The sequence below is a fragment of the Citrobacter freundii complex sp. 2024EL-00216 genome (assembly GCF_043945515.1).
In the GTDB taxonomy this organism is placed as follows: Bacteria; Pseudomonadota; Gammaproteobacteria; order Enterobacterales; family Enterobacteriaceae; genus Citrobacter; species Citrobacter portucalensis.
This window is the reverse complement of the sequence record NZ_JBIMRA010000005.1, coordinates 287,315-309,185: the sequence shown is the minus strand read 5'-3', so window position 1 is coordinate 309,185 and position 21,871 is coordinate 287,315. Positions and strand designations below refer to the sequence as shown.

Sequence of the window (21,871 nt, the reverse complement as noted above, 5' to 3'; positions counted from 1 at the left end):
ATCTTCTCTTTTCCAGGAAAGTGCAACATGACGAGTTCTTTAGCGTTTGGACCCGCTCTGGTGGTGATGATTGCCGCCACATTTGTCCTCGCCGGGATGGTGAAAGGCGTTACGGGTATGGGGTTACCCACCGTGGCTATGGGGATCCTCGGATCGCTTATTTCGCCAGTTGCCGCGGCGGCCATGCTGTTATTGCCTTCGCTGATAAGCAATTTGTTCCAGTTTGGCGGCGGTGGAAATACACGCCAATTACTCAAACGACTGTGGCCAATGCTGCTGACAGTAGTGGTGGCGACACTGCTTGCCAGCGCCTGGATTACCGGTGGTGACACCACCCGAACTCAGTTTGCACTCGGCGTAGCGCTGGTGGCCTACGCTATCTGGACGCTGGCGGGAAAGAAAATTGCGGTGGCCCCGCAGCGTGAAAAACCGTACTCCCTCGTTATTGGATTTGTGACCGGCTTATTGACCGGCGGAACCGGGGTGTTTGTGATGCCCGCCGTGCCCTGGATCCAGTCCCTCGGCTTTGAGAAAGATGAACTGGTGCAGGCGCTCGGGATCTCTTTTACCTTTTCGACCCTGGCATTGGCGCTGGGTCTGTGGTGGCACAACGCGCTGCCCATACAATCGCTAAGTTTGTCGGCTTTGGCCATTTTTCCTGCGCTGATTGGCCAATGGATAGGTACCCGTGTGCGAAGGGTTATTTCTCCGCTCGTGTTTAAACGCTGTTTTCTGTTTTGTCTGGTCGGGTTGGGTACAGAGATGATGCTACGTGCTGTGTGACCGGTGCGGTGACTTTGCGCGACTTTCATGGCATCGTTAATTCAGATATTCAGGGCCAATGAGGTCGTTATGGCATCCGTGATGTTACATGAAGAAGAGGGTGATCTGGAGTCAAAAATGGCACTCACTGCGGCAGTGATGGCCGATAAATCGCGCTCGCGTATGTTGTGCGCCCTAATGGATGGCTGCGCCTGGACTGCAACTGAGCTCAGCGCGGTGGCGGATATATCCGCGTCGACCGCCAGCGCGCATCTGGCGCGTCTGTGCGAACAACGTTTTGTTGTCGCGTTGGCGCAGGGCAGACATCGTTATTTTCGCCTTGCAGGTTCCGATATCGCTGATCTGCTGGAACGCCTGATGGGCGTTGCGTGGGCGACATCAACGCCCCGCAGAATCACTACACCGCCAGGTTTGCGGCATGCCCGCACCTGCTACGACCATCTCGCCGGAGAGGTCGCGGTGAGGTTGTTCGATACGCTGGTTTCCCGTCAGTGGTTAACGCCGGATGGTGAAACGCTGACTCCTCTTGGCCAGGAAAAGCTGGCACAGATGGGGATTGTCCTGGCAGCTGGCTCATCCCGGCGGAAGTTAACCTGTGGTTGTCTGGACTGGAGCGAACGACGTTATCATCCTGGTGGTGTGCTTGGCGCAACGCTGCTGCGCTGGTTCAGTGAACAGCGATGGATTAAAACCGAACAGGGCAGCCGCCATGTCATCTTCACACCTCTTGGCATTCGTAAACTCGAAACCGAGTTTGGTGTTAAAACGACACGCTAGATGGTCTGTTTTGCGAAAGCGTTCCCGGAAATATGTCATATTTCTGTCACACTCTGTTGTGATTGATAACAACAAGAGGTCGTAGGGATGAATAAATCGTTAATCGCCACAGCCGTGGCAGGGGCGGTCTTATTGTCAACCGCCGCGCAGGCGCAGACCGCGCCGGAAGGCTATCAGCTTCAGCAAGTATTGATGATGAGTCGGCATAACTTACGCGCACCTTTAGCCAATAATGGCAGCGTTCTTGAACAGTCCACCCCCAAACAATGGCCAGAATGGGATGTCCCCGGCGGACAACTCACTACCAAGGGCGGTGTGCTGGAAATCTATATGGGCCACTACATGCGAGAGTGGCTGGCAGAGCAGGGGATGGTGAAATCGGGCGAATGCCCGGCACCGAACACGGTCTATACCTATGCTAACAGCCTGCAGCGTACGGTCGCCACGGCGCAGTTCTTTGTTACCGGTGCTTTCCCTGGTTGCGATGTTCCGGTCCATCATCAGGAAAAAATGGGCACCATGGATCCCACCTTTAACCCGGTGATCACCGATGATTCCGCCGCCTTCAGCCAGCAGGCCGTTCAGGCCATGGAGAAAGAGCGCAGCAAAATGCAGCTCAACGATAGCTATCAGTTGCTTGAGCAAATGACCGACTACAAAGACTCTCCGTCCTGCAAAGAAAAACAGCAGTGTTCCCTGACCGATGCCAAAGATACGTTTAGCGCGAAGTACCAGCAGGAGCCAGGCGTTTCGGGGCCGCTGAAGGTGGGAAATTCGCTGGTTGATGCCTTCACGCTGCAATATTACGAAGGCTTCCCGATGGACAAGGTTGCCTGGGGCGAGATTAAATCGGATCAGCAGTGGAAGGTTCTGTCGAAGCTGAAAAACGGCTATCAGGATAGCCTGTTCACCTCCCCGGAAGTGGCGCAGAACGTCGCCAAACCACTGGTGAAATATATTGATAATGCGCTGGTTACTGAACGCGCGAAAGCACCGAAAATAACCGTGCTGGTGGGGCATGATTCAAATATCGCTTCGTTGCTCACCGCGCTGGATTTTAAACCGTACCAGCTTCACGATCAGAACGAGCGTACGCCGATTGGCGGGAAGATTGTCTTCCAGCGCTGGCATGACAGCAATGCAAATCGTGATCTGATGAAAATCGAGTATGTGTATCAGAGCTCGCAGCAGTTGCGTAATGCAGACGTTCTGACGCTGAAATCCCCGGCGCAGCGCGTAACGCTGGAGCTGAAAGGATGTCCGATAGATGCGGATGGTTTTTGCCCGACAGATAAGTTCGATAGCGTGCTGAATGAGGCGGCTAAGTAAAAGAAAACTCCCCCGTGTTCGCGGGGGAGTCAGCGCGCTAGACGTTTTTGCGTTCGATAGTCTGTTCACCCCAAAAGAGCGAATCTTTGTCTGTTTTTTCAAAGGCTTTGATGAGTACCTCATCGCTACCTTCTTCCCAAATTTTTTCCGCCAGTTTCTCGTCATAATGTGCGACTTCAAAAATGGCTTCGGCTATTTCCGGCGATGTATTGCGCAGACTTGCCCATTCGCCGACGCGATGGGCTTTCGCTTCTTGAGTTGGCATTCGAATCCTCCTGTTGAAGATTAGCCGTTGAGTTTTACTGCCAGACCTGCGACATATTCACCCTGATAGCGGGCGATAGATAACTCTTCCTGACTTGGCTGGCGGGAGCCGTCGCCTCCGGCAATGGTGGTTGCACCGTAAGGGGTACCGCCGCGAACTTGAGAGACATCAAACAGCTCTTGCGCCGCGTAACCGATAGGTACAATCACCATCCCATGGTGGGCAAGCGTAGTCCAGGTTGATGTAATGGTTTGTTCCTGACCGCCGCCGGTTCCCGTTGAGCTGAATACGCTGGCGAGTTTGCCGTACAGGCCGCCAGAGGCCCACAGCCCGCCAGTCTGGTCGAGGAAGGTACGCATCTGACCGGACATATTGCCAAAGCGCGTGGGAGTACCAAAAATGATGGCGTCGTAATCAGCCAGTTCTTGTGGGGTTGCGACTGGTGCGTTTTGTGTTTTGCCGCCAGCCTTAAGGAAAATCTCGGGCTGCATGGTCTCTGGTACACGCTTAATAATCACTTCCGCGCCATCTACCTTATTTGCGCCTTCTGCGACTGCGTGGGCCATAGTTTCAATGTGTCCGTACATGGAATAATAAAGCACCAGAACTTTTGCCATTTTACACTACTCCTCGAGTTAACCGTGTCCGTAGCGATTCGCTACCTACCTTTAAAGATATGACGTACTGTCAGGAGTGCAAATTTCACAATCACTTCTTTGATTTATAACAATTTTTATAACAACCTTCTTTGTAGCAAAATGATACATATTTAACCGGGTAGAATTCGGTAGTCATAAGAAAGACTTATTGATTTCTTATGGTGATTATTTCTTTGTCACTCCTGATCCTGTTGCAGGATATTACAGTTAGCGTCTGCACTGGCCACACTTCACTATGCTTATTCCCACGCAGTTATTTTCAGGGCCTCGCCCGTAACGCTGCGTGAGGTATCACTCCTCAGTACCTATGCAATATGATGTCTAATCAATGACGGAGGTCAGTAATGGCAAACCATCGGGGCGGTTCCGGCAACTTTGCGGAAGACCGCGAAAGAGCATCAGAAGCAGGTCGAAAAGGTGGCCAGCACAGCGGGGGCAACTTCAAGAATGACCCGCAACGCGCTTCAGAGGCAGGCAAAAAAGGGGGCAAAAATAGTCACGGCAACAACAAATCGTAATTGTCGGGCTATCTGTCAGATATGTCGTGACGGCTGAGAGTCAGAGACAGACGTTACGTAGCCACCGCCGCCGGGTCTTTCCGGCGGTTTTTTTGTCTGCAAGGTTGAACTGTAACAAAACGCAACGCAGACTAATGACATTCAGTTAATCGGGTGTCTCATGTCATTACTTTCTCGTTATTCCTTCTCTGTTAAACCTCAGGAAGCGATCCTCATTGTGATCACCATGTTCTGGGGTGGCACGTTTTTGGCGGTGCAATATGCCGTTACCCTGAGCGGCCCTTTTTTCTTTGTCGGTGTGCGTTTTGCCACTGCCGCGCTGGCGGTCGCGCTTTTGTCGCTACACACACTGCATAAGCTGACGTGGCTGGAAGTTAAAGCAGGGGTTGCAATCGGTATCGCAATTGCGCTGGGCTATAGTCTGCAAACCTGGGGGTTACAGTTTATTCCCAGCAGTAAATCGGCGTTTATTACCGCGATGTACGTACCGTTGGTGCCGCTTTTACAATGGTTGTGTCTGGGACGCATGCCAGGTCTGATGCCGTGCGTCGGCATTGTGCTGGCCTTTATCGGATTGATTTTTCTGGCCGGACCGGGAGGCAATTTACTGGCTTTAGGCGAAGGCGAGTGGATCACGCTCGCCGGTGCGGTGGCGATTGCGGCAGAAATTATCCTGATTAGCGCGTGGGCGGGAAAAGTGGATGTACGTCGGGTAACGGTAGTGCAACTGGTAACCGCTTCGATAGTGGCGTTTATGGCGATGGGACCGGCCGGAGAGACCGTACCACCAATGTCTACCGGATTGCTGGTGGTGGCGCTGGGGCTGGGGATTTTTAGCGCGATTATTCAGGTCACCATGAACTGGGCGCAGCGCAGCGTTTCGCCGACGCGCGCGACGGTTATTTATACCGGTGAGCCGGTGTGGGCGGGGATCTTTGGCCGTCTGGCGGGTGAACGCTTACCGCTACTTGCATTGCTTGGTGCGGCATTCATTATTGTTGGCGTACTGGTCAGCGAGCTGAAGTTCAAAAAGAAAAAAGCGCTTGGACAAGAGGCGCCGCCGGAATCGCTTTAATTTAACCATTCACCGCGTGATTTGGTATGCTGACGCCCTCACAAGAAGGAGAGGGCGCATGGTCCAACGCGCAGAGAAAAAAACAGGTAAGCGCTCGCAGGCCGTCAGTGCAAAACGCCAGGCCATCTTAACCGCGGCATTAAATATCTTCTCCCAATATGGGATCCACGGCACGCGCCTGGAGCAGGTAGCAGAGCAGGCGGGCGTGTCAAAAACCAATCTACTTTATTACTACCCGTCAAAAGAGGTGCTTTATATCGCCGTTTTACGGCAGATCCTCGACATCTGGCTAGCTCCATTGAAAGCTTTTCGCGAAGACTTTGCGCCGCTGGTGGCCATTAAAGAATACATTCGCCTTAAGCTGGAAGTGTCGCGCGATTACCCTCAGGCCTCACGGTTGTTTTGTATGGAGATGCTGGCCGGAGCGCCTTTATTGATGGCAGAACTGGAGGGGGATCTCAAAACGCTAATTGATGAGAAATCCGCGCTGATTGCCGGTTGGATCAAAAGCGGAAAACTGGCTCCGGTCGATCCGCATCATCTGATTTTTATGATTTGGGCTTCAACTCAGCACTACGCCGATTTTGCCCCACAGGTAGAGGCGGTGACGGGCGCAACGCTGCGTGATGAAGCCTTTTTTAACCAAACGGTGGAGAGCGTACAGCGGATGATTATTGAAGGGATCCGCGTGCGTTAACTGGCCGGCGGTAACGGGCAGCTTAAATCGCCTTCTTCACACTGCAAAAGTGAGGCGAGAAACGCTTCGCGCTCGTTGGTCTTATCCGTCAGGCACTGGCTGGAAATCATCGCCTGAACGCTACCGCCTTCAGTGCCAGAACTGATTAACGCACAGTCAGCATCGCGCAAAGTTATCCAGGATATTTGCGCTTTTTTCAGTAAATCGCGCTGGGTTGGGGCGGCGCGCTTCAGCGCATTCTGATAAGTTTCATTAAGTTTGGCGTCGGCCGCCTTATACTGCTCTGCCGCACAGGTGTTCATCTCAATCTGCGTGTTCGCGTTGGCGCAGTCATCCGCCAGCGCCTGGCCGCTAAGCAGCAGCGCTGCACATGTCAGTACGATTCGTTTCATGCTTCCCTCTGGCTTAATAAAAAAAGGCCCCGTTACCGGAGCCTTAATTAACCACAACCTTAGCCGATTGTCATCAGGCTGGCGTTCCCCCCAGCAGCGGCGGTATTGACGCTCAGGGAGCGCTCAATATACAACCTTTCCAGCAGGATATTGCTTTCGCCGCGGGCAAAGCCCTGGACCGACACAATCGCCCCTTCGCGGGCCGCCACAGCTTCACACAGTGCGCGAAGCTGATCGGAATCACCGTGGAAAATAACCGCATCAAACGGCTGCGTAGTGATGTTGTCTGTTTTGGCAAACTGGATGCGCCCGGAAACTACTGCTGGCAGACGTTTTGCCAGGTCGCGATGGAATGTATCATCCGGCCACAGAATTAAGCTACCAACGGAAGTTACAGCGGCAACCTGTACCAGCGCATCCTGTTCATCATCGGCGATACACAGCACGCGTTCGCGCGGCAACAGCGTCCAGGTATTGCGCTCGCCGGTGGGTCCTGGCAGCAGGCGTTGCGTTCCGGCCTGCGCCAGTTCACCAAACTGTTGGCAGAGCGCACGCAGTGCTGGACGATCGGTTGCCCATTCGCTAAGCGCTTCCAGCGGCTGAACGAGCGCCGTTTTAAGCTGTGCATCGACCGGATATTCGGCATCCTGACGGGCAAGCGTAATGCCTAACGCATTTTCCGGACGGTTTGCCAGCAGGCGGTACAGATACAGCGGTCCACCCGCTTTTGGCCCGGTTCCTGACAAGCCTTCGCCACCGAATGGCTGCACTCCGACGACGGCGCCGACCATATTGCGGTTAACGTACAGGTTACCCACATGTGCCGAACCCGTGACCTGGGCGATGGTTTCATCGATACGGGTGTGCAAGCCCAGCGTCAGGCCGTAGCCGGAGGCATTAATTTGCTCAATCAGACTACCCAGATTGTTGCGGGTGTAACGCACAACGTGCAGTACCGGACCGAACACCTCTTTTTGCAATTCGTCGAAGCTTTCCAGCTCGATAAGCGTCGGCGCGATAAAGGTACCGGTTTGCCATTCACGCGCATCGTCGCTGTTTTCGCGCGCGGCCTGGAACACCGGACGCCCTTTGGCGCGCATGGCCTGAATATGGCGCTCAATATTGGCTTTGGCTTCTTCATCGATTACTGGTCCAATATCGGTGGTCAGGCGGCCCGGATTACCCATGCGGCATTCCGCCATTGCGCCACGCAGCATTTTCAGCGTATGGTCGGCGACATCGTCTTGCAGACACAGGACGCGAAGCGCGGAGCAGCGCTGTCCGGCGCTGTCAAAGGCAGAAGCCAGAACGTCGACCACGACCTGTTCCGTTAACGCAGAAGAGTCGACGATCATGGCGTTCATCCCGCCGGTTTCGGCGATAAGCGGGATTGGACGCCCCTGAGCATCCAGGCGGGTCGCGATATTACGTTGCAACAGCGTGGCGACTTCCGTTGAGCCAGTAAACATGACGCCGCGTACGCGCTCATCGGAAGTGAGCTGTGCCCCGACCGTTTCGCCCTGGCCGGGCAACAGTTGCACCACGCCTGGCGGCACGCCTGCTTCGAGTAAAATGGCAATACCCTGGGCGGCAATCAGCGGAGTTTGTTCCGCGGGTTTTGCCAACACGCTGTTGCCCGCCGCCAGCGCAGCGGCAATCTGCCCGGTGAAAATGGCCAGCGGGAAGTTCCAGGGGCTGATACAGACCACCGGCCCTAACGGACGATGGGTTTCATTATCGAAGTCATCGCGGACCTGACCGGCATAATAGTGCAGAAAGTCTACCGCTTCGCGCACTTCCGCAATGGCGTTGCTGAAAGTTTTGCCCGCTTCGCGCACCAGAATGCCAATTAACTGCTGCATCTGGCCTTCCATCAGAACGGCGGCGCGATGCAAAATAGCGGCGCGCTCTTGTGGCGGTGTGGCGAACCAGATCGGCGCGTTATTTACCGCGTTCTGCAATGCCTGTTCCACTTCACTGTGAGTCGCTTCACGCACATAACCGACAATGTCTTTCGGTTCGGCCGGGTTGACGACTGGGGTCATTTCACCGTCAGCAACCGGATGTTCGAGCATCGGTTTAGCGTGCCATTTTTGCAGCGCGCTGTTGAGCAGGGCGGAGGACAGTGAGGCCAGACGATGTTCGTTCGCTAAATCCAGCCCGCCTGAGTTTTCGCGGCCTTTACCGTACAGGTCACGTGGCAGGGCAATCTTCGGATGTGGCAGACCAGCCTGGCCTTCCTGCTGCGCCAGTTTTTCAACGGCTTCGACCGGATCGGCGACCAGTTCATCCAGCGGCAGGGTAGTGTCTGCAATGCGGTTGACGAATGAAGTGTTGGCGCCGTTTTCCAGCAGACGACGCACCAGGTATGCCAGCAGCGTTTCATGCGTGCCGACTGGCGCATAAATACGGCATGGACGGTTCAGCTTACCATCCGCTACTTTGCCGGTGACCTGCTCATACAGCGGTTCGCCCATACCGTGCAGGCACTGGAACTCGTACTGGCCTGGATAATAGTTTTGACCGGCCAACTGATAAATCGCCGCCAGCGTATGGGCGTTGTGGGTGGCGAACTGCGGGTAGATCAGATTCGGTACCGCAAGCAGTTTTTTCGCACAGGCCAGATAGGAAACGTCGGTGTAGACCTTACGGGTATAGACCGGATAACCTTCCAGACCGTCCATTTGCGCACGTTTGATTTCGCTATCCCAGTAGGCGCCTTTAACCAGGCGGATCATCAGGCGACGGCGGCTGCGCGTGGCGAGGTCAATCAGGTAGTCGATAACATACGGGCAGCGCTTCTGGTAGGCCTGAATAACAAAGCCGATACCGTTCCAGCCCGCGAGTTCAGGTTCAAAGCACAGTTTCTCCAGCAGATCGAGAGAGATCTCCAGTCGGTCGGCCTCTTCAGCATCGATATTGATACCGATGTCGTACTGGCGCGCCAGCAGAGTAAGCGACTTCAGACGCGGATAGAGTTCATCCATTACGCGGTCATACTGCGCGCGACTATAACGCGGATGCAGCGCTGACAGCTTGATAGAAATGCCCGGCCCTTCATAGATGCCGCGACCATTTGAGGCTTTACCAATGGCGTGGATTGCCTGTTGGTACGAAACCATATAAGCCTGGGCATCGGCGGCGGTCAGAGCCGCTTCACCCAGCATGTCGTAAGAGTAGCGGAAACCTTTTTCTTCCAGTTTACGGGCGTTAGCCAGCGCTTCGGCGATAGTCTCTCCGGTAACGAACTGCTCGCCCATCAGGCGCATTGCCATGTCGACGCCTTTACGCACCAGTGGTTCACCGCTTTTACCGATAATACGGTTGAGTGAGCGTGAGAGGCTGGCTTCATTATGCGTAGAAACCAGACGACCGGTAAACAACAGCCCCCAGGTCGCCGCGTTGACGAACAGGGACGGGCTACGTCCAATGTGCGACTGCCAGTTGCCGTTGCTGATTTTGTCGCGGATTAACGCATCGCGGGTTGCCTTATCAGGAATACGCAGCAGGGCTTCGGCCAGGCACATCAGCGCGACGCCTTCCTGCGAAGAAAGTGAGAATTCCTGCAATAAACCCTGTACCATCCCGGCGCGGCCGCTGGCGGTCTTTTGGTTACGCAGTTTGTCGGCCAGATCGTACGCCAGCTTGTGCGCTTGCTCCGCGATGGGTTGCGGCAGACGAGCCTGTTCCATCAGCATCGGCACAGCATCGGTTTCGGCTCGGCGGTACGCGGCGGTGATTGCTGCGCGGGAAACTGACTGCGGCAGGATCTGTTCGGCAAATTCCAGGAAAGGCTGATGCGCTTCATTCTGCGGCGTGGTTGACTCCTCACCCTCATTCGCGGCACCCGCCAGCAGGGCCGGCAGTTCAGGAAGCGCGTCGTCATTTTCCAGTCTTTCGAGATAATTAAAGATGGCTTGCTTGATCAGCCAATGTGGCGTGCGATCGATTCGTGATGCTGCTGTTTTAATACGCTCGCGAGTGGCGTCATCCAGTTTAACCCCCATCGTGGTGGTTCCCATGCCGTTTACTCCTGTTGTACTGAAATACGGGTCTGATAGTTACCGAGAAATATCCACTATGTTGCAACTTTGTGCAACCGTGTTAAATGTGACTTGGTTTGCAAGCTTGAAAATGAATGAGATGTTAATAAATATGAGTCTTATGATGTGGGCTGTATAAATTACAGAATCTTTTTCTCTGCGATAGTTAACACTTTTAAAAGGTGCAACCGAAAAAAATGTGAGAGAGTGCAACCTACAGAAAAATGCTATCTACTCTGGATTAAATTTGATGTAAATGGTGTGTTAAATCGATTGTGAATAACCATCGCTTCCGGCAGGATACGGTCGCCCTGGTCAACATAGATATCTTTGCCACGTTCCGGCAGGGTAATAAAACGGCAAGCCACGGCATTGCTGATACATAATTTTGGAGAGTTTTGATGGCTATTAGCACACCGATGTTAGTGACATTCTGTGTCTATATTTTCGGCATGATATTGATAGGGTTTATTGCATGGCGTTCAACCAAAAACTTTGACGATTACATTCTGGGTGGACGCAGTCTGGGTCCATTCGTGACCGCGTTATCCGCCGGGGCATCTGACATGAGCGGCTGGTTGCTGATGGGTCTGCCTGGCGCGATTTTCCTGTCGGGGATTTCAGAAAGCTGGATCGCCATCGGCCTTATTTTGGGCGCCTGGATCAACTGGAAGCTGGTGGCCGGACGTTTACGCGTACACACCGAATACAATAACAATGCGCTGACGTTACCGGATTACTTTACCGGTCGCTTTGAAGATAAAAGCCGAATTCTGCGTATTATCTCCGCGCTGGTTATTCTGCTGTTTTTCACCATCTATTGTGCTTCCGGTATTGTGGCAGGGGCTCGTCTGTTTGAAAGCACCTTTGGCATGAGCTACGAAACAGCACTGTGGGCGGGCGCGGCCGCGACGATCATTTATACCTTTATTGGTGGTTTCCTGGCGGTTAGCTGGACCGATACCGTCCAGGCCAGCCTGATGATCTTTGCTCTGATCCTGACGCCGGTGATGGTAGTCATTGGCGTGGGTGGATTCGACGATTCGTTGGAAGTGATTAAACAAAAGAGCATTGAGAACGTGGACATGTTCAAAGGGCTGAATTTTGTTGCCATCATTTCCCTGATGGGCTGGGGTCTGGGCTACTTTGGTCAGCCGCATATTCTGGCGCGCTTTATGGCTGCAGATTCCCACCATAGCATCGTTCATGCTCGCCGCATTAGCATGGCCTGGATGATTCTGTGTCTGGCAGGTGCTGTGGCCGTGGGCTTCTTTGGTATTGCTTACTTTAACAACAACCCACAGCTTGCCGGTGCCGTTAACCAGAACGCCGAGCGTGTGTTTATTGAACTGGCGCAAATCCTGTTCAACCCGTGGATTGCCGGTATTCTGCTGTCTGCTATCCTCGCTGCGGTTATGTCGACCCTGAGCTGCCAGCTGCTGGTGTGCTCCAGCGCAATCACCGAAGATTTGTACAAAGCGTTCCTGCGTAAAAATGCCAGCCAGAAAGAGTTGGTGTGGATTGGCCGCATCATGGTGTTGGTCGTGGCGCTGGTGTCTATCGCGCTGGCGGCGAACCCGGAGAACCGTGTACTTGGTCTGGTAAGCTACGCCTGGGCGGGCTTCGGCGCTGCGTTTGGTCCGGTAGTCCTGTTCTCCGTAATGTGGTCGCGTATGACCCGCAACGGCGCGCTGGCAGGGATGATCATTGGTGCGGTGACGGTAATCGTCTGGAAGCAGTTTGCCTGGTTGGGTCTGTATGAAATCATCCCGGGCTTTGTTTTCGGCAGCATCGGTATTGTGGCCTTCAGCCTGTTGGGTAAAGCGCCTTCAACTGCTATGCAGCAACGTTTTGCCGAGGCTGATGCGCATTATCACTCAGCTCCGCCATCGCGTTTACAGGCAGAATAATCTGCCTCTGTCTTCAAGCCCGCCGCGTGCGGGCTTTTTTATTGCTTCCGTTGTAAACCTGCTATAACCATTACCCGCTTGGCCTTTTACATTCAGTCATCATTCTCAAAACATTCTGCTTGAGTTTTTCTTTGCTGTAATGATAATCACTATCACTGTAATTTACTTTTCTTTTCATCAATTGACTGAGAATAACGTTTAAGGGTTCTTCGCATGTTTGTTCCATTTCTAATTATGTTGCGCGAAGGGTTAGAGGCCGCGCTGATTGTCAGCCTGATTGCCAGCTACCTGAAACGGACTCAGCGTGGTCGATGGATTGGTGTGATGTGGATTGGTGTTCTGCTGGCGGCGGCGTTATGCCTGGCGTTAGGGATTTTCATCAACGAAACCACCGGTGAATTTCCGCAAAAGGAACAGGAGCTGTTTGAAGGCATCGTGGCGGTCATTGCCGTGGTGATCCTCACCTGGATGGTGTTCTGGATGCGTAAAGTTTCGCGCAACGTCAAAGTCCAGCTTGAACAGGCTGTCGATAACGCGTTGCAACGCGGCAACCATCACGGCTGGGCGCTGGTGATGATGGTCTTTTTTGCTGTTGCCCGTGAAGGGCTGGAATCGGTGTTCTTCCTGCTGGCAGCATTCCAGCAGGATGTAGGTATCTGGCCGCCGTTAGGCGCGATGCTCGGGCTGGCTACCGCGGTGGTTCTGGGTTACCTGATTTACCTCGGCGGTATTCGCCTCAACCTCGGGGCATTCTTTAAATGGACCAGCCTGTTCATTTTGCTGGTGGCTGCCGGTCTTGCCGCTGGGGCGATCCGCGCTTTCCACGAAGCTGGGTTGTGGAATCATTTTCAGGATGTGGCGTTTGACCTGAGCAGTGTGCTGTCGACGCATTCGCTGTTTGGCACATTGATGGAAGGCATTTTCGGCTATCAGGAAGCGCCAAGCGTTAGTGAAGTCGCTGTCTGGTTTATCTACCTGATTCCGGCGTTGATTATGTTTGCGTTACCGCCGCGTTCAGGCACTACGGCATCGCGTACCGCACCTTGATAAAAACGCGATGCAGAATACTTTTTAGTTACAACATATTTATTTATAGGGATAGGTTATGACGTTTAATTTTCGCCGTAGTGCGCTGCAGCTAGGTATCGCCGCGCTGTTTGCCTCCGCTTTTAATGCACAAGCTGCCGATATTCCGCAGGTGAAAGTCACGGTTAACGACAAACAATGTGAACCGATGATTATCACGGTTAATGCCGGGAAAACGCAGTTCATCATCCAGAACCATAGCCAGAAAGCGCTGGAGTGGGAGATCCTCAAAGGCGTTATGGTGGTTGAGGAGCGCGAAAACATTGCACCAGGCTTTAGCCAGAAAATGACCGCTAACCTCCAGCCAGGCGAATATGATATGACCTGCGGTCTGTTGACTAACCCGAAAGGCAAACTGATCGTAAAAGGTAGCGCAACGGCGGATGCCGCGCAAAGCGAGGCTCTGCTGAGTCTGAGCGGCGCGATTACCGAATACAAAGCCTATGTGACAGCCGAAACCGCGCAGTTGGTTGCGGGCACTAAAGCCTTTACCGATGCGATTAAGGCAGGCGATCTGGAAAAAGCGAAATCGCTGTATGCGCCAACCCGTCAGCATTATGAGCGTATTGAACCGATTGCTGAACTGTTCTCCGATCTCGACGGCAGCATCGATGCGCGGGAAGATGATTACGAACAAAAAGCCGCCGATCCTAAATTCACCGGCTTCCACCGCCTGGAGAAAGCGCTGTTTGGCGACAATACCACCAAAGGTATGGATAAGTACGCCGACCAATTAAACAGCGATGTTCTTGACCTGCAAACGCGTATTAGCGAGCTGGCTTTCCCACCGTCTAAAGTTGTTGGCGGGGCAGCAGGACTGATTGAAGAAGTTGCTGCCAGCAAAATCAGTGGGGAAGAAGATCGCTATAGCCATACCGATCTGTGGGATTTCCAGGCTAACGTCGATGGTGCGCAGAAAATTGTCGATCTCTTGCGTCCTCAGTTGCAAAAATCCAATGCTGAACTGCTTGCGAAGGTGGATGCGAACTTCAAAAAGGTCGATACCATTCTGAGCAAGTACCGTACCAAAGACGGCTTTGAAACCTATGACAAACTGACTGATGCCGATCGTAATGCACTGAAAGGGCCAATCACGACGCTGGCGGAAGATTTGTCGCAATTACGCGGTGTTCTGGGTCTGGATTAAGCACTATGCAGCAAGATAATGAAAACGGCGTGAGCGAACCGTCACGCCGACGTTTACTGAAAGGGATGGGCGCCCTGGGTGGGGCGCTGGCGCTGGCGGGTGGGTGTCCGGTTGCCCACGCGCAAAAACCACAAAGCGCGCCGGGCACGTTGTCTCCGGATGCACGTAGTGAAGCGCAGCCGTTTTATGGTCAGCATCAGGCGGGGATCCTGACGCCGCAGCAGGCATCAATGATGCTGGTGGCATTCGATGTTCTTGCCAGCGATAAGGCCGATCTTGAGCGTTTATTCCGGTTGCTGACCAGCCGGTTTACGTTTCTGACAACCGGTGGACCGGCGCCGGATACGCCGAATCCGCGTCTCCCCCCTATGGATTCCGGTATCCTCGGTGCATACATTGCGCCAGACAACCTGACGATGACGTTGTCAGTCGGCTCCTCGCTGTTCGATGAACGCTATGGCCTGAAATCGCAGATGCCGAAAAAGCTGCAAAAAATGACCCGTTTCCCGAATGATTCACTGGATGCGGCGCTGTGTCATGGCGATGTGCTGCTGCAGATTTGTGCCAACACCCAGGACACTGTCATCCACGCGTTGCGCGATATCATTAAACATACGCCCGATCTCCTTAGCGTGCGCTGGAAACGTGAAGGTTTTATTTCCGACCACGCCGCACGTAGTAAAGGCAAAGAGACCCCGGTCAATTTGCTTGGCTTTAAAGACGGCACCGCGAATCCGGACGCTACGGATGCGAAATTGATGCAAGACGTGGTGTGGGTTACGGACGGGCAGGGCGAGCCTGCCTGGGCGCAAGGCGGAAGCTATCAGGCCGTCAGGCTCATTCAGTTTCGCGTTGAGTTCTGGGATCGTACGCCGCTGAAAGAGCAGCAAACGATTTTTGGTCGCGATAAACACACCGGCGCACCGCTGGGTATGCAGCATGAGCATGATGTGCCTGACTATGCCAGCGATCCTGAAGGCGAGGTGATTGCGCTCGACAGCCATATCCGTCTCGCAAATCCGCGTACGAAAGAGACCGACTCCAGCCTGATGATGCGTCGTGGCTACAGTTATTCGCTCGGTGTGACTAATTCCGGTCAACTGGATATGGGGCTGTTGTTTGTCTGCTATCAACACGATCTGGAAAAAGGTTTTTTGACAGTGCAGAAACGTCTGAACGGTGAAGCGCTGGAAGAATATGTCAAACCGATTGGTGGGGGATATTTCTTTGCTTTGCCGGGTGTTAAAACTGCAGATAATTATCTGGGACAGTCTCTGCTTGAAGCCTGATGATTATGCCCCGCAGTACAGCGGGGTTTTTCCTGACATCTTGATGAAGGAACAAACTATTTTTTATGATCGGTATGCGACTGAAATAATTCTGTCATCTTTCTGCAAGAGACTGTCTCTGGTGATAAGATAGAATTTAAGTTAACAGCAAGTAAAAATATTGTTGCATTAGCGAAAGGTTATGATGTACTTATAAGTAATAGCGGTAGTTCCCGGCGGTGATTGTCATTCACTATGGAGATCGCGAATGGAAAAGTCCTGTATTGGACACGTTTTTCACAGTAACAGCAGTACCTTACGCGGACGTTTCTCTTCCGGTAGCCTCCTCGTCACCGCTAAATCTCTCTCTCATTCACTTCTTATCTTCGCAACTGACGCCCTGTACGGTGCGCGTAGCTGTGCGTGGCGTCTTATCCGAAAGCAAGCAATGGCTTACAAGGAAGCCAACCCTCAGATGTTCGTGCGCATAATCGTGCCGCCAACGGCGCGTGTGATGTATACCTACAACTCAAGGTGCTATCCATGGGAAGACAAAAAGCAGTGATCAAAGCTCGTCGTGAAGCAAAACGTGTGCTGAGGCGGGATTCGCGTAGCCATAAGCAACGTGAAGATGAATCGGTCACCTCGCTTGTGCAGATGGGCGGCGTAGAAGCGATTGGTATGGCGCGTGACAGTCGCGACGCCTCGCCAATCACGGCGCGGAATGAAGCTCAGGCGCACTACCTGAATGCTATCGAGAGTAAACAGCTGATCTTCGCCACCGGTGAAGCCGGGTGTGGTAAAACCTGGATCAGCGCGGCAAAAGCAGCAGAGGCCCTGATCCATAAAGATGTGGACAGGATCATTGTAACCCGTCCAGTTCTGCAAGCTGATGAAGACCTCGGCTTCTTACCTGGAGATGTTTCCGAGAAGTTTGCTCCCTATTTTCGCCCCGTGTATGACGTGCTTGTCAAACGGCTGGGAGCCTCCTTCATGCAATATTGCCTGCGACCTGAGATTGGTAAGGTGGAAATCGCGCCGTTCGCCTATATGCGTGGACGTACATTTGAAAATGCAGTGGTCATTCTTGACGAGGCTCAGAACGTCACTGCTGCGCAAATGAAGATGTTTTTGACCCGCCTCGGGGAGAATGTGACGGTGATTGTGAATGGGGATGTGACCCAGTGCGATCTACCAGCCCACGTTCGCTCAGGGCTTAGCGATGCGCTGGCCCGTTTCGAAGAAGATGAGATGGTTGGGATTGTTCGTTTCAATAAAGACGATTGCGTCCGCTCTGCGCTCTGTCAGCGGACGCTCAACGCTTACAACTGATAAGTACTCTGTCTTCAAGGCCCGGGAAACCGGGCTTTGTTGTTTGACGTTAACACATGACCGGTCGGGGTTTCTCATCCCCCGTAGATGTGCAATATGTGAAAAAAAAGCCCGTACTTGCGTACGAGCTCTTCTTAAAATATGGCGGTGAGGGGGGGATTGACTCGCTTCGCTCGCCCTTCGGGCAGCCCACTCACTCCGTTCGCGGTCTGTCCAGCTGGCTGCGCCAGCAGTCGAACCCCGGTCGGGGTTTCTCATCCCCCCGCAGATGTGCAATATGTGAAAAAAAAGCCCGTACTTTCGTACGAGCTCTTCTTAAAATATGGCGGTGAGGGGGGGATTCGAACCCCCGATACGTTGCCGTATACACACTTTCCAGGCGTGCTCCTTCAGCCACTCGGACACCTCACCATATTGTTGTTCCTGTGTTACCGGAACGGGCGCTAATGTAGGGGAAACACCGCCCCGCCGTCAATCAACTTTTTGAAAAAAATGTGCATTTACACAAACTTCAAGCAACATGGAGCATAAATAAGCGGGAATTGTTTTTTTTGCCAGCATCCTAAAATTTGCTACTCTGATGTTCCCTCGAAAAATGATGATAATAAGTGCGAGAAAGTTCCGCACAACAATGTTCAGGAGACAATATGGATATAATTTTCTATCACCCAACATTCGATACGACCTGGTGGATTAATGCGTTGGCAAAGGCAATACCTGGTGCGAACGTACGTGAGTGGAAAGTAGGTGATAATGCACATGCTGACTATGCGCTGGTCTGGCATCCGCCGGTTGAAATGCTCGCAGGACGAAAATTAAAAGCCGTATTTGCGCTGGGCGCGGGCGTCGATTCTATTCTCAGTAAACTCAATGCTCATCCGGAAATGTTGGATGCGTCGATCCCGCTTTTCCGTCTGGAAGATACGGGTATGGGCCTGCAAATGCAGGAATATGCTGTCAGTCAGGTGCTGCACTGGTTTCGTCGCTTTGATGATTATCAGGCATTGAAAAATCAGGCGAAATGGCAGCCGTTGCCAGAATATACTCGCGAGGAGTTTACCGTCGGGATCATGGGGGCTGGGGTATTGGGCGCAAAAGTTGCCGAAAGCCTGCAGGCATGGGGATTCCCACTGCGCTGCTGGAGTCGTACGCGTAAATCCTGGTCTGGCGTGGAAAGCTTCGCCGGTACTGAGGAACTGGGCGCGTTTTTGAGTCAAACTCGCGTGCTGATCAACCTTCTGCCTAATACGGCAGAAACCGTAGGCATTATTAACGCTGATTTACTTAGCCAATTGCAGGATGGCGCCTACGTGCTAAACCTTGCACGCGGTGTTCATCTCAATGAAGACGATCTTCTGGCATCGCTGGAAAGCGGCAAGGTGAAGGGGGCCATGCTGGATGTTTATAGCCGTGAACCGCTGCCAGAAAACAGCCCATTATGGAAACATCCGCGTGTGGCGATGACGCCACATATTGCCGCAGTTACCCGTCCGGCAGAAGCGGTGGACTATATCTCCCGCACGATTATGAACCTGGAGAGCGAGCAAGTCGTAACAGGTCAGGTCAATCGCGTTCGGGGATATTGATGGTAACCCGGCAAGTACCGGGTTTCAGCTGAAATACCCGTTATACTTCAAGCTGCATGTGCGTTGGCTACGGTTGTTCACCTGAATCACTTACATAAGTAAGTGATTCAGGTATCACTCCCTTGCCACCTGCCTGCGACTCGAATTTTAGGGTATTAATGGCGGCGATACCTGCTATCCTTGACGGAAAATGACTACAGGAGAGAGTTATGTATCCCGTTGACCTGCATATGCATACCGTCGCCAGCACCCACGCCTACAGCACCTTAAGTGATTACATCGCGGAAGCTCGTCGCAAAGGCATCAAGCTATTTGCCATTACCGATCATGGACCGGACATGGCGGATGCGCCTCACCACTGGCACTTTATCAATATGCGTATTTGGCCACGTGTCGTGGATGGCGTGGGGATCCTGCGCGGAATAGAAGCCAATATTAAGAATATTGAAGGTGAAATTGACTGTTCAGGTCCGATGTTTACCTCCCTGGACCTCATTATTGCGGGCTTCCATGAGCCGGTTTTTGCACCTCACGATAAAGACACCAATACCCAGGCAATGATAGCTACGATGGCCAGCGGTAATGTGCACATCATAAGTCATCCGGGAAATCCCAAATATCCTGTTGATATTAAAGCAATTGCGCAGGCGGCGGCAAAGTACCAGGTTGCACTGGAAATCAATAACTCTTCGTTTTTGCATTCGCGTAAGGGCAGTGAGGATAATTGCCGTGCGGTTGCTGCGGCTGTGCGTGATGCTGGTGGATGGGTGGCGTTAGGGTCGGATTCACATACCGCTTTCACGCTGGGAGAATTTGGCGAATGCCGTAAAATCCTGGATGATGTTAATTTCCCTGAAGACAGAATTTTAAACGTCACACCTAAACGTCTATTGGCGTTTCTGGAATCGCGAGGCATGGAGCCGATCGCGGAATTTGCTGAACTGTAATTGTTACTAACTGGAATATATCAATGAACGAGTTTTCTATCCTGTGTCGTGTACTGGGCTCGCTGTTTTACCGCCAACCGCAGGACCCTTTACTGGTTCCCCTGTTTACCCTGATTAGTGAAGGTAAACTGTCCGCCAACTGGCCGCTGGAACAGGACGAACTGCTCACCCGTTTACAGAAGAGCTGCGATATGCCCCAGTTGGCTGCAGATTACAACGCGCTGTTTGTCGGTGACGAGTGTGCAGTGCCGCCTTATCGTAGTGCCTGGGTAGAAGGGGCGAAAGAATCCGATGTTCGTGCATTTCTTTCAGCCCGGGGCATGCCGCTTGCTGATACACCGGCAGATCACATTGGTACGCTGTTGCTGGCGGCTTCATGGCTTGAGGACCAGTCTGCGGAAGATGAAAGTGAGGCGCTTGAAACCTTGTTTGTAGACTACTTGCTGCCCTGGTGCGGTACGTTCCTTGGTAAAGTTGAAGCGCACGCGAACACGCCTTTCTGGCGTACGATAGCACCGCTGACGCGTGATGCCATTGGTGCGATGTGGGACGAATTGCAGGAAGATACAGACGAATAAATGTGACGTACGTCACTTAAAAGTGCAACTCAATTTATAAGCTTGCATAAATTGTGTGCGCGATCTCATTACCATGCCGTTTTTCTGCTAAGATGCGCGGCATGAACATACTTCTCTCAATTGCAATCACAACGGGCATTCTCTCCGGGATCTGGGGATGGGTGGCCGTTTCTCTTGGTTTACTCAGTTGGGCTGGCTTTCTGGGTTGCACGGCTTATTTCGCCTGCCCGCAAGGTGGGTTAAAAGGACTGTGGATCTCGGCGTGTACGCTGCTAAGCGGTGTGGTGTGGGCGTTGGTGATTATTAACGGTAGTGCGCTTGCTCCGCATATGGACATTATTGGTTATGTCATGACAGGAATTGTCGCGTTTCTGATGTGTATCCAGGCAAAGCAATGGCTGCTTTCATTTGTACCGGGCACGTTCATTGGCGCATGTGCAACATTTGCAGGGCAGGGCGACTGGCGACTGGTTGTACCGTCGCTGGCACTGGGCCTCGTATTCGGCTATGCAATGAAAAACAGTGGTCTGTGGCTGGCATCTCGCCGTGAAAATAGAATATCGTCGACGCTGACCAGTAAATAAAAAAGCGTGAGGGTTTTCCTCACGCTTTTTATGCTGTATAGACCCATCAGGATTCTGGCGGTACCGACATATGACGGTATTTAACCAGGATGTCATTATCAACTTGTTTCTTATCCTGCAAATCCCACAATCCGCGATCGATGCCGTCATTAATCAGGAAGATAACGCCCGTTTCAATCGCTGACATCAGACAAAGCATAACCGGTTCGTTAGAGGTGTAGCCAATTTCACCTTCCAACAGACGCTGGTAGTCAATAAAGCGGAACACCCCAGCCTGTACTTCATAAGACAGAATGGTTTTACTGGTATTCACTGACGACAGGATCTCACCGGTGCTGACGTTAACTACGCGCAGGTTTACCGCTATCTGGTCGAGCTGGTATTGCGTATCGGCGCCAATACCAAAATAACGTGCACCGACACCACCCGATTTAACGTTGCTTTCATAACCGATAATTGATCCTTCCACCATGACGTTTGCCGCGGTCAGGGACTGTAGCGGGATCCGGTTATTAATCGCAACCGTACCGTTTTCCTGAGCTGCACGAATGATTTTGCGTTCGTTAAGCAAGTTCTGTAACCCCTGACGTTCCAGTGGGATGAACCAACGAGAATCTTTCAATGCGGTGACAAGCATAGCCGTGGCGCTTTGCGGGACGGCGGTTGAGAAGTTACTTGCCGGGTAAGGTTTAAATTGGCCAGTCTCATCCTGAATGTTGTATACCGACACAAAGATCTTACCTGTAGGCATAGGCAGATGCGTCAAGTCTTTATAGCTTTGGGCTCGGGGCATTAATGTCGGCTTAGCGGCTTCTTGAGGCGGAGCTGTTAAACATCCGCTGAGTAAAATTACTGCCACCATGATAAGTAAACGCTGCATGATTATTTCCTTTCG

The 21,871-nt window shown here is 52.6% G+C and carries 21 protein-coding genes, 1 tRNA gene and 1 other RNA gene; 16 read left to right on the top strand and 7 right to left on the bottom strand.

The genetic code is table 11. The features are described from left to right. The first annotated feature begins 27 nt into the window (after positions 1-27). From ACHHZ7_RS09165 to agp, 3 genes are all read left to right on the top strand, one after another. The gene (locus ACHHZ7_RS09165) at positions 28-783 is read left to right on the top strand and encodes a sulfite exporter TauE/SafE family protein (protein WP_008784319.1); all 756 of its coding nucleotides are present in this window, start codon (positions 28-30) and stop codon (positions 781-783) included. A gap of 69 nt (positions 784-852) precedes the next feature. Further along, positions 853-1,560, top strand: a complete 708-nt coding sequence (locus ACHHZ7_RS09160; RefSeq protein ID WP_060682399.1) for a helix-turn-helix transcriptional regulator — start codon at positions 853-855, stop codon at positions 1,558-1,560. A gap of 87 nt (positions 1,561-1,647) precedes the next feature. Next, positions 1,648-2,889, top strand: a complete 1,242-nt coding sequence (gene agp / locus ACHHZ7_RS09155) for a bifunctional glucose-1-phosphatase/inositol phosphatase (protein ID WP_060682398.1) — start codon at positions 1,648-1,650, stop codon at positions 2,887-2,889. Between the two features lie 37 nt (positions 2,890-2,926). On the opposite strand, the gene ACHHZ7_RS09150 is transcribed toward agp, so the two are convergent. Beyond that, a complete protein-coding gene (locus ACHHZ7_RS09150) occupies positions 2,927-3,154 on the bottom strand; it encodes a YccJ family protein (RefSeq protein WP_003036015.1) in 228 nt (75 codons plus the stop codon). A 20-nt stretch (positions 3,155-3,174) separates the two neighbouring features. Then, positions 3,175-3,771, bottom strand: coding sequence for an NAD(P)H:quinone oxidoreductase (gene wrbA, locus ACHHZ7_RS09145; protein ID WP_003832057.1), 597 nt, complete (start codon positions 3,769-3,771; stop codon positions 3,175-3,177). A 386-nt stretch (positions 3,772-4,157) separates the two neighbouring features. On the opposite strand from wrbA, the gene ACHHZ7_RS09140 reads away from it, so the two are divergent. From ACHHZ7_RS09140 to rutR, 3 genes are all read left to right on the top strand, one after another. Beyond that, the gene (locus ACHHZ7_RS09140; RefSeq protein WP_003036022.1) at positions 4,158-4,331 is read left to right on the top strand and encodes a general stress protein; all 174 of its coding nucleotides are present in this window, start codon (positions 4,158-4,160) and stop codon (positions 4,329-4,331) included. 160 nt (positions 4,332-4,491) lie between these two features. Continuing rightward, positions 4,492-5,406 (top strand): DMT family transporter, encoded by a 915-nt coding sequence (locus ACHHZ7_RS09135; RefSeq protein WP_060682397.1) that lies wholly within the window; start codon positions 4,492-4,494, stop codon positions 5,404-5,406. Positions 5,407-5,464: 58 nt separating this feature from the next. Beyond that, positions 5,465-6,103 (top strand): HTH-type transcriptional regulator RutR, encoded by a 639-nt coding sequence (gene rutR, locus ACHHZ7_RS09130; RefSeq protein WP_003036026.1) that lies wholly within the window; start codon positions 5,465-5,467, stop codon positions 6,101-6,103. Here rutR and ACHHZ7_RS09125 read toward each other — a convergent pair. Both ACHHZ7_RS09125 and putA read right to left on the bottom strand, forming a co-directional pair. Next, positions 6,100-6,495, bottom strand: a complete 396-nt coding sequence (locus tag ACHHZ7_RS09125) for a lysozyme inhibitor LprI family protein (protein WP_032936250.1) — start codon at positions 6,493-6,495, stop codon at positions 6,100-6,102. The genes rutR and ACHHZ7_RS09125 overlap by 4 nt on opposite strands. Before the next feature lie 59 nt (positions 6,496-6,554). Next, positions 6,555-10,517, bottom strand: a complete 3,963-nt coding sequence (gene putA, locus ACHHZ7_RS09120) for a trifunctional transcriptional regulator/proline dehydrogenase/L-glutamate gamma-semialdehyde dehydrogenase (RefSeq protein WP_060682396.1) — start codon at positions 10,515-10,517, stop codon at positions 6,555-6,557. Between the two features lie 422 nt (positions 10,518-10,939). Here putA and putP point away from each other — a divergent pair, with 422 nt between their 5' ends. The 6 genes from putP to phoH all read left to right on the top strand — a co-directional run bounded on the left by putP (position 10,940) and on the right by phoH (position 17,281). Beyond that, the gene (gene putP, locus ACHHZ7_RS09115) at positions 10,940-12,448 is read left to right on the top strand and encodes a sodium/proline symporter PutP (RefSeq protein ID WP_008784326.1); all 1,509 of its coding nucleotides are present in this window, start codon (positions 10,940-10,942) and stop codon (positions 12,446-12,448) included. A 213-nt stretch (positions 12,449-12,661) separates the two neighbouring features. Further along, the gene (gene efeU, locus ACHHZ7_RS09110) at positions 12,662-13,495 is read left to right on the top strand and encodes an iron uptake transporter permease EfeU (protein WP_003036041.1); all 834 of its coding nucleotides are present in this window, start codon (positions 12,662-12,664) and stop codon (positions 13,493-13,495) included. 58 nt (positions 13,496-13,553) lie between these two features. After that, positions 13,554-14,681, top strand: a complete 1,128-nt coding sequence (gene efeO / locus ACHHZ7_RS09105) for an iron uptake system protein EfeO (protein ID WP_060682395.1) — start codon at positions 13,554-13,556, stop codon at positions 14,679-14,681. A 5-nt stretch (positions 14,682-14,686) separates the two neighbouring features. Next, complete coding sequence (gene efeB, locus ACHHZ7_RS09100; protein ID WP_060682394.1) at positions 14,687-15,970, top strand: iron uptake transporter deferrochelatase/peroxidase subunit; 1,284 nt, start codon at positions 14,687-14,689, stop codon at positions 15,968-15,970. Positions 15,971-16,217: 247 nt separating this feature from the next. Then, the gene (locus ACHHZ7_RS09095; RefSeq protein WP_172111178.1) at positions 16,218-16,514 is read left to right on the top strand and encodes a hypothetical protein; all 297 of its coding nucleotides are present in this window, start codon (positions 16,218-16,220) and stop codon (positions 16,512-16,514) included. Continuing rightward, the gene (gene phoH, locus ACHHZ7_RS09090) at positions 16,493-17,281 is read left to right on the top strand and encodes a phosphate starvation-inducible protein PhoH (protein WP_003832078.1); all 789 of its coding nucleotides are present in this window, start codon (positions 16,493-16,495) and stop codon (positions 17,279-17,281) included. Before ACHHZ7_RS09095 ends, phoH begins: the two co-directional genes overlap by 22 nt. A 142-nt stretch (positions 17,282-17,423) precedes the next feature. On the opposite strand, the gene ACHHZ7_RS09085 is transcribed toward phoH, so the two are convergent. Further along, positions 17,424-17,560, bottom strand: a non-coding RNA gene (locus ACHHZ7_RS09085) — RtT sRNA. Between the two features lie 44 nt (positions 17,561-17,604). Continuing rightward, a tRNA-Ser gene (locus ACHHZ7_RS09080) sits at positions 17,605-17,692 on the bottom strand. Positions 17,693-17,928: 236 nt separating this feature from the next. On the opposite strand from ACHHZ7_RS09080, the gene ghrA reads away from it, so the two are divergent. The 4 genes from ghrA to ACHHZ7_RS09060 all read left to right on the top strand — a co-directional run bounded on the left by ghrA (position 17,929) and on the right by ACHHZ7_RS09060 (position 20,976). Continuing rightward, entirely contained in the window at positions 17,929-18,867 is a 939-nt protein-coding gene (gene ghrA / locus ACHHZ7_RS09075; protein ID WP_060682393.1) for a glyoxylate/hydroxypyruvate reductase GhrA, read from the top strand. Between the two features lie 209 nt (positions 18,868-19,076). Continuing rightward, complete coding sequence (locus ACHHZ7_RS09070; RefSeq protein WP_008784332.1) at positions 19,077-19,814, top strand: phosphatase; 738 nt, start codon at positions 19,077-19,079, stop codon at positions 19,812-19,814. Between the two features lie 23 nt (positions 19,815-19,837). Further along, positions 19,838-20,392, top strand: a complete 555-nt coding sequence (locus ACHHZ7_RS09065) for a molecular chaperone (RefSeq protein ID WP_003832084.1) — start codon at positions 19,838-19,840, stop codon at positions 20,390-20,392. 101 nt (positions 20,393-20,493) lie between these two features. Further along, on the top strand, positions 20,494-20,976 hold the full coding sequence (locus tag ACHHZ7_RS09060) for a DUF1097 domain-containing protein (RefSeq protein WP_032934412.1): 483 nt from the start codon (positions 20,494-20,496) through the stop codon (positions 20,974-20,976). A gap of 46 nt (positions 20,977-21,022) precedes the next feature. Here ACHHZ7_RS09060 and csgG read toward each other — a convergent pair whose 3' ends face one another. Next, positions 21,023-21,856, bottom strand: a complete 834-nt coding sequence (gene csgG, locus ACHHZ7_RS09055; protein WP_008784335.1) for a curli production assembly/transport protein CsgG — start codon at positions 21,854-21,856, stop codon at positions 21,023-21,025. Positions 21,857-21,871 lie beyond the last annotated feature (15 nt).